9 protein-coding genes are annotated in these 11,081 nt (G+C 60.9%); 1 reads left to right on the top strand and 8 read right to left on the bottom strand.

Annotated features, from left to right (window positions below; genetic code table 11):
- Positions 1-122: 122 nt before the first annotated feature.
- The 4 genes from AACZ55_RS13390 to AACZ55_RS13375 form a co-directional block, all read right to left on the bottom strand.
- Complete coding sequence (locus tag AACZ55_RS13390; protein WP_339646862.1) at positions 123-1,745, bottom strand: ABC-F family ATP-binding cassette domain-containing protein; 1,623 nt, start codon at positions 1,743-1,745, stop codon at positions 123-125.
- 111 nt (positions 1,746-1,856) lie between these two features.
- Positions 1,857-2,969, bottom strand: a complete 1,113-nt coding sequence (locus AACZ55_RS13385) for a class I SAM-dependent RNA methyltransferase (RefSeq protein WP_339646859.1) — start codon at positions 2,967-2,969, stop codon at positions 1,857-1,859.
- A 39-nt stretch (positions 2,970-3,008) separates the two neighbouring features.
- Positions 3,009-4,088, bottom strand: a complete 1,080-nt coding sequence (locus AACZ55_RS13380; protein WP_339646856.1) for a DUF418 domain-containing protein — start codon at positions 4,086-4,088, stop codon at positions 3,009-3,011.
- Between the two features lie 72 nt (positions 4,089-4,160).
- Positions 4,161-4,307: a hypothetical protein gene (locus AACZ55_RS13375; protein WP_338609459.1), complete on the bottom strand. Its 147-nt coding sequence runs from the start codon at positions 4,305-4,307 to the stop codon at positions 4,161-4,163.
- Positions 4,308-4,586: 279 nt separating this feature from the next.
- On the opposite strand from AACZ55_RS13375, the gene AACZ55_RS13370 reads away from it, so the two are divergent.
- Positions 4,587-5,786 carry a benzoate/H(+) symporter BenE family transporter gene (locus tag AACZ55_RS13370; protein WP_339646853.1) on the top strand — a complete coding sequence of 400 codons (1,200 nt, stop codon included), beginning with the start codon at positions 4,587-4,589 and terminating at the stop codon, positions 5,784-5,786.
- Positions 5,787-5,818: 32 nt separating this feature from the next.
- Here the strand turns inward: AACZ55_RS13370 and AACZ55_RS13365 are convergent, their stop codons facing one another.
- The 4 genes from AACZ55_RS13365 to AACZ55_RS13350 all read right to left on the bottom strand — a co-directional run bounded on the left by AACZ55_RS13365 (position 5,819) and on the right by AACZ55_RS13350 (position 10,785).
- Positions 5,819-6,541, bottom strand: coding sequence for a hypothetical protein (locus AACZ55_RS13365; protein ID WP_339646850.1), 723 nt, complete (start codon positions 6,539-6,541; stop codon positions 5,819-5,821).
- Positions 6,542-6,645: 104 nt separating this feature from the next.
- Positions 6,646-7,989, bottom strand: coding sequence for a phosphoglucosamine mutase (gene glmM, locus AACZ55_RS13360; RefSeq protein WP_339646848.1), 1,344 nt, complete (start codon positions 7,987-7,989; stop codon positions 6,646-6,648).
- A gap of 95 nt (positions 7,990-8,084) precedes the next feature.
- Positions 8,085-8,936: a class I SAM-dependent methyltransferase gene (locus tag AACZ55_RS13355; RefSeq protein WP_339646846.1), complete on the bottom strand. Its 852-nt coding sequence runs from the start codon at positions 8,934-8,936 to the stop codon at positions 8,085-8,087.
- A gap of 88 nt (positions 8,937-9,024) precedes the next feature.
- Positions 9,025-10,785: a methyl-accepting chemotaxis protein gene (locus AACZ55_RS13350; protein ID WP_339646843.1), complete on the bottom strand. Its 1,761-nt coding sequence runs from the start codon at positions 10,783-10,785 to the stop codon at positions 9,025-9,027.
- Positions 10,786-11,081: the final 296 nt, after the last annotated feature.

Genomic DNA, 11,081 nt, shown 5'->3' with positions numbered 1-11,081 from the left:
TCATATATACAAATTTCAGTGCGGAGCGTTCATCGCCCCATGCCGTCTATCCCATCATAGCCCGAGGCAATCTCGCCGTCGGCGGTATTGGCATGTCTCGAAGAAAGCCCCCCGAGACAAACCTAATGCCGCAGCCCCGGCGCCTCCTGCCCGGTGCTTTCCACATATTCGCGATACCCGCCCCCGAAGGTCCGCACGCCCTCGGGAGAAACCTCGAGCACCCGGTTGGACAATTCGGCCAGAAAATGCCGGTCGTGCGACACGAACAGCATCGTGCCCTCGTAATTGGCCAGCGCCTCGATCAGCATTTCCTTGGTGGCGATGTCGAGATGGTTGGTGGGCTCGTCCAGAACAAGGAAATTGGGGGGATCAAACAGCATCATCGCCATCACCAGCCGCGCCTTTTCCCCGCCCGAAAGCACCCGGCATTTCTTTTCCACATCGTCGCCGGAAAACCCGAAACACCCCGCCAAAGCCCGCAGCGGCGCCTGTCCCGCCTGTGGGAATTCGCTTTGCAGCATCTCAAAGATCGACTTGTCCCCGTCCAGCACATCCATGGCATGCTGGGCGAAATAGGCCATCTTGACCGACGGCCCCCGCGCAACCGACCCCGTATCCGGCTCTGCCGCCCCGGTCACCAGTTTGAGGAGTGTCGATTTGCCCGCACCATTGACCCCCATGATCGCCCAGCGCTCCTTCCGCCGCACATGGAAGTCGAGCCCGTCATAGATGGTCTTGTCGCCATAGGTCTTGGCGACGCCCTTGAGCACGGCCACATCCTCCCCCGAGCGCGGCGCGGGGCGGAATTCGAACACCACCTTCTGCGCCCGCTTGGGCGGTTCGACCCGGTCGATCTTGTCGAGCTTTTTCACCCGGCTTTGCACCTGGGCTGCGTGGCTCGCCCGCGCCTTGAACCGTTCGATAAACTGGATTTCCTTGGCCAGCATCGCCTGCTGACGCTCGAACTGGGCCTGCTGGTTCTTGTCGGCAATGGCGCGCTGGGCCTGATAGAATTCATAGTCGCCCGTATAGGAGGTCAGCGTGCCGCCATCGATCTCGATGATCTTGTTGACCACCCGGTTCATGAACGCCCGGTCGTGCGAGGTCATCAGCAGCGCACCGGAGAAATTTTTCAAAAAATCCTCGAGCCAGATCAGGCTTTCGATATCGAGATGGTTCGACGGCTCATCGAGCAGCAGCACATCGGGCCGCGCCAAAAGGATCTTGGCCAGCGCCACCCGCATTTTCCAGCCGCCCGACAGCGCCCCCACATCGCCATCCATCATCGCCTGGCTAAACCCCAGCCCGTCGAGCACCTCGCGCGAGCGTCCATCGAGCGCATATCCGTCAAGCTCCTCGAACTGCTCGGTCACCTCGCCATAGCGCGCGATGATCGCGTCCATCTCGTCGGCCTTGTCGGGATCGCCCATATCCGCCTCGAGCTGGCGCATTTCGGCGCTCAGCGCCGCCACCGGCCCGGCCCCATCCATGGTCTCGGCCACCACCGAGCGCCCGGCCATCTCGCCCACATCCTGGGAGAAATAGCCGATGGTCGTGCCCCGATCGACGGACACCTGCCCCTCATCGGGCCCTTCCTCGCCGGTAATCATGCGAAACAACGTGGTCTTGCCAGACCCGTTCGGCCCCACCAGCCCGATCTTTTCGCCCTTCTGGAGCGCGGCGGAGGCTTCGATGAAAACGATCTGTTTGCCGTTCTGCTTGCCGATATTTTCAAGACGGATCATGAGGAGACTTCCAACAAAGACAAGGCCGCCCCCGTAAGAGCGGCCATTTCTGCCCGCCGTAAATCATTTTGCGGCAACACTTGCAAGACGGTGCTTCTAACCTGCGTCGATCTAGGCAAGCACATCGGTTCGATACAGCGAGATCCGCAACCCGTTATTATCGATACTCTCGCCCGGCTTGCCGAACGCGAGCCCCGTCGCCTGCGCCAGGGCCTTGTCGGTGGTCACCATTCCCACGCGCCAGCCGGAAAACCGGGCCTTGAGCACCTGCCCGAGCGCACCATAAAGCGGATAGAGCTTTTTCCGATCCCCGATGCGCGCTCCGTAAGGTGGATTGACGATCACCAGTCCCGCCGGTCCCTCGGGCCGTTCCAGCCGGTCGATTGGCGTCTGGGCAAACCGCGTGACAGAACTTGTCCCCGCCCGCTCGGCATTGGCTAAACTCATTCGAATGGCGCCGGCATCCCGGTCGCTGCCAAGAAACAGAAAGCTGGTGCTCTTACCACCTCGTGCCTGTTTCATCGCCGCCCATTCGTTTGGATCGAAACGGGCCAGATGCTCGAACGCAAACGGCCGCGTCCGGCCCGGCTTGAGGCCCAGCGCCATTTCGGCCGCCTCGATCACCAGCGTGCCCGACCCGCACATGGGGTCGAGCACCGGTTCGTCGCCGGTGTATCCGCATTCGCGCAACAGCAAAGCCGCCATGGTTTCCCGCATCGGCGCCTTGTTGACTTCGAGTTTATGTCCGCGCCTGTGCAGCCCCTCGCCCGAGGTGTCCAGGCTGATCGTGCACAGATCGTTTTCGATCCTTACCAGCACCCGAATCTGCGCATCGCTTTCGATTGGTGCCCCCAACTCCTGGGCTATCGCCTTTTCCACGCGTTCCGCCGCGGCGCCGGAATGATAGATCTTCGATTTCCGGCAACTCGCCTCGACCCGTACAGGCACATCCTTGCGCAGCACCTCGCCCCAGGCCACCGCACGGGCGCGTTTGTCGAGCTGCGCCAGATGGCTGGCCCGAAAGCTGTCGATCCGCACCAGCACCCGACCGGCCCCCCGCAGTTCGAGATTGGCGCGCCAAACGTCGCGCCAGCCGCCCGAAATCTCGACACCGCCAAAAACGGGCTTGGGTTCGAAAAACCCCAGGTCGGCGGCTTCATTGCAAAGTGCGTTTTCAAGGCCGGGTGTGGCCACGAGAAAAATTGGAAAATGTTCTTTGTCCATGCCCCTCCATATCCGCACGCAACCGCCAACGCGACCGAATTATTGTCCACGCCCCACCGCCAGAACGAACGGGCTCACAAGCAGCGTCTCCAGCGGTCCACGCGCAAAATGGCGTCGCCACAGCACGGCAAAACCAATTGCGATGACCGTGACGATAATAACCGACGCCATCGCCTCCCCAACGCTGTCGCGCCGCAAGAGATCGTCGAGGAAATGCAGCGCAACCAGATGCGCAACATAAAAGCTCAGTGCCAACTGTCCCAATGCCACCAATGGCCCCCAAATTTTCGGCCAACGGTCGACGATGGCGAGCACCGCCCCACTCACCGACGCGGCCGTCCCGATCGATCCGATCACCCAGAGCGGCATCTGGCTGTGCGGCGCATCCACAAGCAGTTGCCGCCAGTCCGCCACGCCATCCGGCGTGCCCGATATCAGCAATCCGGCCGCGCTGACGCCCGCCGCACCCAACGCAACTGCAACGCCTGCCTGCAACAATTGGAAATGCCTTTGCCCCGACCGCAGATCCAGCCGTCCCACCCACATGCCCCACAGCAGCGCTGGAGACCAGGTGAGCAAAGGGTACGGCCCGGTCAGCAGCAGTCCGTCGAGCACATCGAGCGGTCGATCGCCCACCATAGTGGTCTCCCGCCCGACCAGGTCGGGCCAGTGCGCGCGGATCGCAAAATAGACCAGCGGCCCGCATATGCTCACAGCACCGGCAAGACCGGCCAAATACCGGGAGGGCAGAGCCATTACGGCGATGCCGAGCAGATAAAACATCGCGTAGTGATGCAGGATCACCGCGATCCCGTGGTCAAGCGTCTGCAGGATCAGCCCGACCGGGAGAAAAACCATAGCCATCCAGAACAGCCTGAGCCTGGCTACATTCAAGTCTTCGCGCCGCGCCGAAAGAAAGGATATCCCGATCCCGGCGATGAACACGAAAAGGATCGACGCGCGGCCATGCGGCAGATTGTAGAGAACTTCGGCGAGATTGGCTCGGTCACGCGGTCCCACATGGACCATCAGCATGCCCACCACGGCGAGGGCCCGTGCCGCGTCGATCCCCCCGATCCGCGCTCCCTGTTGCCGGTGTGGTTGTGGTTGGTCGCTCATCGGATTCCAGATTTCATGAAAAAAGGGCGCCCTTTCGGACGCCCTTTGTCAAAGCAATTTTCGGTACGATCGTTACTGGACCGCTGGCTCGGCCGGGACGGCCGGATCGGTCGTCACCGCCGGATCGGCAGGCGCACCACCATCCTCGGGCGGAGGCATGTCACAAGCGGCAACGGCCAGCATGAGCGGCAGAGCCAGAAGGGCAAGAAACTTACGCATTTTTGGTCTCCTTTTCATTTTCAAAACAAAATGGCCAGTGGCAAAAATGGTTCCCATTGGGTACGGCCATCGGCCGGGTATTCTGAAAGCGGCATCGTTTTGACGCTCTCAACAGTGGTAACCAACGATGACAAAAATGTGATCAACAAGAATCGTCTATCGATTCAAAGCATTACCTTCAAAAGTCCTTGGAACACATATGCGCGACTCGCCTAATCGTGGCATTGAAAAGGCAACTCTGGCGGCCGTTCGGCACGCAATTCCTGGGAGTTTCCCACCATGATCGATTCCCCGTCCAACCCGGCGATGGCCCAAACCGGGACCCTTTTCCAGCCGGTCTTTTCGGGACTGCTCGCTTCGCTGGTGGGCTTTGCAAGTTCGTTCGCCATCATCTTGCAGGGCTTTGATGCCGTGGGCGCCACGCAGGCCCAGGCAGCCTCGGGGCTTTTTGCGCTTTGTCTTGGCATGGCTTTGGTCGGGATCATTATGAGTGCCATGACCAAAATGCCGATCTCGATCGCCTGGTCGACGCCGGGTGCTGCGTTGCTGATTGCAACAGGCGCCGTCCAGGGTGGTTTTCCCGCCGCGGTCGGTGCTTTCATCGTTGCCGCCGCGCTGGTCGTTGTCGCCGGCTTCTGGCGCCCGTTCGGACGGGCAGTGGCAGCAATCCCGATGCCACTCGCCAGTGCCATGCTGGCCGGCATCCTGTTCAATCTCTGCCTCGCTCCGGTCCGGGCCGTCGCCGAACTTCCCGCGCTGGCACTTCCCATCATCCTGGTTTGGGCGATTACCCTGCGCTTTGCACGAATCTGGGCCGTACCCGCCGCAGTGGGGGTCAGCGCGGTGATGATTGCCATATCGACTGAACTTCCCGCCGATCTCTTCGCAAATGCCTGGCCGGCCCTCGTTCTGGTCGTGCCGACCCTTAATCTTGACGCTCTTGTCGGCATAGCATTGCCGTTGTTCGTCGTGACAATGGCGTCCCAGAACATCCCCGGCCTCGCCGTCTTGCGGACCAATGGATACCATCCCGACGTCAAACCGATCTTTGTTTCGACCGGCATTGTCAGCGCCATTGGCGGGCTCCTGGGCGGCCAACTCATCAATCTGGCTGCCATAACGGCCGCCCTGTGCGCTGGGCCGGAGGCCCATCCGGACAAGGCCAAGCGCTATATCGCCGCCATTACAGCGGGTTTTGCCTATATTGTGTTCGCTCTGGGGGCCGGCATCGCGGCAGCGTTCATTTCCGCTGCGCCGCCGATCCTGATCGAGGCCGTGGCCGGTCTGGCCCTGATCGGCGCTCTTGCCAACGCGCTCGTCGGCTCGGTCGCCGATGACGATTTGCGCTTGCCGGCGATCTTGACCTTCGTAACGGCGGCCTCCGGCCTCACCCTTTTCGGCATCGGCGCTGCCTTTTGGGGCCTGATCGCCGGCGGCGCACTGCACGCACTCCTCAAAACAAAAAAGGCGGCCATCTAGGCCGCCTTTCAAACTGGTAGAGGTCGGAGCCCTTAGAAGCGATAACGCAAAGTGGCACGCAGTTCATGCACCAACGTATCGTCGAGCGCATAGCGCGGCGTCTCGTTATCGTTCTCGATGCTCGCGATGTAGAGCGCACGATAGCCCAGATCGGCAACGATCGAGCCGAAATCGTACCCGACGCCAGTCATGCCGGCCGCTGCAAAGCTCGTATTGCTGCCCCAGGGGCCAAAGCTGCCATCCGAAACGCGCGAGTCGTTAAATGCCACACCGGCACCTGCGCCCACGTAGCCGAACGCGCCACCCGCAGCCGACAAGCCCATGTCTCCGAGCCCGAAATCGTAATAGGCATTGGCCAAAACGATAGTCGAACGCAACTCCAGCGTATGATCTACGCCCCCAATATCGGCCGTCATGTCGTTGTTGGCGAGATAGTCGACCGTCGTGTCGAACCGAAGCCCTGTGCCGGTCTCATACCCCGCACCAATGCCAGCGCTGTAGCCCCAGCCACCTTCAGTGATCGAAAAGACATCACCTGCGTCCGGATGGCGCGCCTGACGCGACCATGCATAATTTCCAGCCACGCTTCCCCGCAGGTAGAACGAGCCTTTAAGGCCCTCGTCGACCGGTGGGACGTAGGGCGGGACATAGTCTTTATAGACAGGATAGTCGAACGAGACAGGATCGGCGGCCATGGCTGCCGTCGACACAAGCGCCGCTGCCCCAAGGACAGCACAAGCGACCAGCTTTTTCATAGGCGTAAGTTCCCCAAGCCATCAAATTCCCTAGCATTAAGTGGAATTTAGAGGAACTTCCTTAAAGTGCGCTTAACTGTACCGTTTAACCGTAAAGTCCCAGATCAGGCAACTTTGCCAATGGCCGCAACGATCTCGTTGACCACCTGGGAAACCAGTGCCGCATCGTCGCCCTCGCCCATCACCCGGATGACCGGTTCGGTGCCCGATTCACGGATGATGAGGCGGCCGGTCTCGCCGAGCCTGATTTCGGCATCGGCAATCAGAGCCCGCACCGACTTGTCATCGAGCGGCTTGCCGCGCTTGTACCGCACGCTCTGAAGCAATTGCGGCACCGGATCGAAACGATGGCAGACCTCGGAAACCGGCTTGCCTTCCTGCTTGACCACCGAGAGCAGCTGCAACGCCGCAACCAGCCCGTCGCCCGTCGTCGTAAAGTCCGACAGAATGATATGGCCCGATTGCTCGCCACCTACATTAAAGCCCTTGCCGCGCATAGCTTCGAGCACGTAGCGATCACCCACCTTGGTGCGCTCGAGCAAAAGCCCTTGCGCTTCGAGATAGCGCTGAAGCCCGAGGTTGGACATCACAGTGGCGACGATCCCGCCCCCTGCAAGCATGCCGCGCTGATGCCAGGAGGTCCCGATAACCGCCATCACCTGATCGCCATCGACCATCTCGCCCTTTTCATCCACGATCAGCACGCGGTCGGCATCGCCGTCCAGCGCGATGCCGATATCGGCGCGCAATTCCCTGACCTTCTCGATGAGCGCGCCAGGTGCCGTCGAACCGCATCCGTCATTGATGTTGAAGCCATCGGGCGAGATGCCGATCGAGATGACCTCGGCCCCCAGTTCCCAGAGCACCTCGGGCGCTGTCTTGTAGGCGGCGCCATTGGCGCAATCGACAACGACCCGCAATCCGGTGAAATCCATATCGCGCGGCAGGGTGCGCTTGGCATATTCAACGTAGCGCGTGCGGGCTTCCTCGACACGCCGGGCCCGGCCGACCCGCGTGCCGCGTGCCAGCCTCGGCGTCAGGTCGGAATCGATAAGGCTTTCGATCTCGGACTCGAAACTGTCGGAAAGTTTGTAGCCGTCGGGTCGGAACAGCTTGATGCCATTGTCATCGAACGGATTGTGAGACGCCGAAATCATGACGCCGACGTCGGCCCTGAGCGACCGGGTGAGCATGGCCACGGCCGGCGTCGGCATGGGGCCGAGCAAAAGCACATCCATACCAACGGCGGTAAAGCCGGCGGTGAGCGCGTTTTCGATCATGTAGCCGGACCGGCGGGTATCCTTGCCGATCACCACCCTGTGCGCATAATCGCCCCGCGTGAACGCAAGACCGGTCGCCATGCCGACCTTGAGGGCCAGCTCGGGGGTCAATTTTGGACCATTGGCCAGACCGCGAATGCCGTCAGTGCCAAAATATTTGCGAGCCATGGGGAAAGTTCCGATTGTTCAGCAGCGCACCAAGTTATACCGCCCGTCGTGCAAAAAAAAGGCAAACGCGCTGACGCGGTAAATATAACCGGGGATCAGGCGCGTTTTTCGAGGGCAAGGAAACGGTATGTGTTGACCGTTGCAAAGGCCTCCGGAGAGCGATAGTCCGCCTTGAGGCGCGCAACGATGTTCTCGCGCTCCGATTTCGGCACGAACAGGCCATAGGCCGTCTTGAGAAACCAATAAAGGATCGGCCGCTTGTTGGAGAGCAGTCCGCGCACCTGATCGACCGTCGGCGCGACAAATCCGCGATAGACGTTCTGGTCAATGGCCATGGTCTGCGCGGCGGCAAGCGTTACGTCCTCGTTCTCGACAATGACAAATCCGGCCCGTTCCACTGCGACGGCAAACTCTGAATAGCGGTGTCCCCCTCCCGGCTGCCTGTCGCCCTGATAGGCATCGGAGCGGAAACAGTCGGCGATTATCACCCGGCCATTCGGTGCGAGGATATGTTTGAGTTTGGCAAGGCTGGTTTCGAGGTCGACATACTGGAAGCTCTCGGAAAACATGCACACATCGAACGGACCTTCACCCGAAAAATCCTCGAATTTGGTCTCATGGACACGCGCATTGGGACCGAGCTTTTCAGCGGCCACTTCGGCCTGCAAATGGCTCGGCGTAATCATTTCGACCGTGTACCCCTTGTCGAGCAGCAGCTTTGCCATTTCGCCCGTGCCCCCGCCAATGTCGAGCAGCCGGCCGGGAGCGGGCGGGATCAGCGCCAGGAGCTTATCGACATAGCGCTCTTGCGCCATCCGCAACTGGGGAATGTTGGGGCGCTCGCCGGGTTCCCACAGACCGTAGTGGAGCCATGGACTGTCGGCAAAGGTCTTGGCGACATAGACATAGAGGTCCAGTCCTTCGGTCTTGGTATCGATCTTGGCCACGCGCTGCTTCTCCATAAAAGACGCTTCTGGGTAGCCAAGAGCGGGCGTCGTGACAAGAGGCGCTGACCGAGGGACGTGGGACCGTACTCTAGAAATCCTCCCACTCGGTGCTGATCGCCGCACTGCCATCCACACGATAGGCGCGCCGCGGCGCCGCAACCGGCGGGCGGGCAACCGGGCTCGGTTCCTGGTCGGACACCGTAAAGACCGCAGCGATCCGGTCGAGTTCGACAGCCTGGCCCTCGGTCTGCTCGACCGCGGCGTTGGTCTGTTCGACCAGGGCGGCATTGTGCTGGGTCATCTCGTCCATCTGCCGGACCGCGCTGTTGACCTCCTCGATGGCGGCGGACTGCTCGGAGGCCGCCTTGGCGATCTCACCGATGACGGCCGAGCTTTCTTCAGCGCCCTGCAAGATCTCGAGCAGCCGGGCGGCGGCCTGTTCGACGAGCCGGGAGCCTCCGGCAACTTCGGCGGCGCTGGTTTCAATGAGTGCCTTGACCTCGGACGACGCATCGGCCGCAGATTGTGCCAGGCGGCGCACTTCGATGGCGACAACGGCAAATCCCTTGCCCGCCTCCCCGGCCCGGGCCGCTTCGACCGATGCGTTGAGCGCCAGAAGGTTGGTCTGGAAGGCGATATCGTCGATCATGCCGATGATGTTGGAAATCTTGGCCGAAGAAGCCGAGATCCGCTCCATGGCTTTGTTGGCCTCGCCCATCACGGTGCCCCCCTCACTGGCGCTGGCCGAGAGCGAACGGGCCTTGTCGGCGGCGGTCCGCGCCTGCCCGGCGCTGGCGACGACAGCGCCAGAAAGCTGCTCCATGGCGGCCGATGTTTCCTCGATGGTCGCGGCCTGCTTTGTGGTCCGGTCCGCCAGATCGTTGGCCCCGGTGAGCAGTTCGCTGGTTGCGGTCTTGACCGCGCCCGATGTCGATTTGAGCCGGGAGACGATATCGACGAGTTGCGCGAGCGTCTTGTTGTAGGCCTGCCGCAACGCTTCGTACTGGCCGGTGAAGCTCTGATCGATCCGCCCGCGCAGATCGCCCTCGGCCATACTTTCAAGGCTCCGGGTGAGTAGCGCGATGATCGCCTCGGCCCGTTTGCGCTCGGTAATGTCGGTGGCGAACTTGATGATCTTGACCGGTTTGCCGGCGGGATCGAGGATCGGGTTGTAGCTCGCCTGTATCCAGATGTCCTTGCCGCCCTTGCCCACCCGCTGGAATTCACCGGCCACGAACTCGCCAGCCCGCAGACGCGCCCAGAAGTCGGCATAGTCCTGCGATGCCGTATAACTCGCATCGCAGAACATGGCATGGTGCTTGCCGGCGATCTCCTCGAGCCCATAGCCGACCGTTGAAACGAAATTCTCGTTGGCGGTGAGGACGATCCCCTCGAGGGTAAACTCGATGACGGCCTGTACCCGCCCGATGGCTGCGACCTGAGCCGCGTGATCGGCGGCCTGCAGCTTTTGCGCTGTAATATCGGTGGCAAATTTTATGATTTTGACCGGCTTGCCGGCGCGATCGAGGATCGGATTGTAGCTTGCCTGTATCCAGATCTCGCGGCCGCCCTTGGCCAGCCGCTTGAACTCGTCGGCCTGATAGACGCCCTGCGCCAGGCTCTTCCAGAAGGCACGATACGCCTCGCTGCCCGCGTAGTCAGGCGGGACGAACATCGAATGGTGCTTGCCCACGATCTCTTCGAGCCCGTACCCCATAGCCGCGAGAAAATTCTCATTGGCGGTCAGAATGGTGCCATCGAGCGAAAACTCGATCACCGCTTGTGAGCGATTGATGGCATCAATTTTCGATTGCGCTTCGCCGGACGCAGCACCGTTTAGTCTGAACATATCCAGTTCCCCCAGATGACCTGCAAGCAGGCATCGATATGTCGTCCCTGCCTACATAGTTAACCATCCCCGGTTAAACAGTCGTTTAGGGAAACGATAAGGTGGTTTACATAGGTTAGTCTTGGCACGCGAAAACCTCCGACGACGAGATCGCCTCGGTTTCTGATTGCCATTCGAGCTTGGCTCTCATGGCCTTCTCACCTCCAATCGTGCCACCGGCACGATTGGCCGAAGGACGGATCGAAGTAGACGGCATGGGGCGATGAACGCTCCGCATGATTTAGTTTTTATATGAA

Source organism: uncultured Pelagibacterium sp., assembly GCF_963972885.1.
Taxonomy (GTDB): Bacteria; Pseudomonadota; Alphaproteobacteria; order Rhizobiales; family Devosiaceae; genus Pelagibacterium; species Pelagibacterium nitratireducens.
This window is presented reverse-complemented; position numbering and strand designations above follow the sequence as displayed.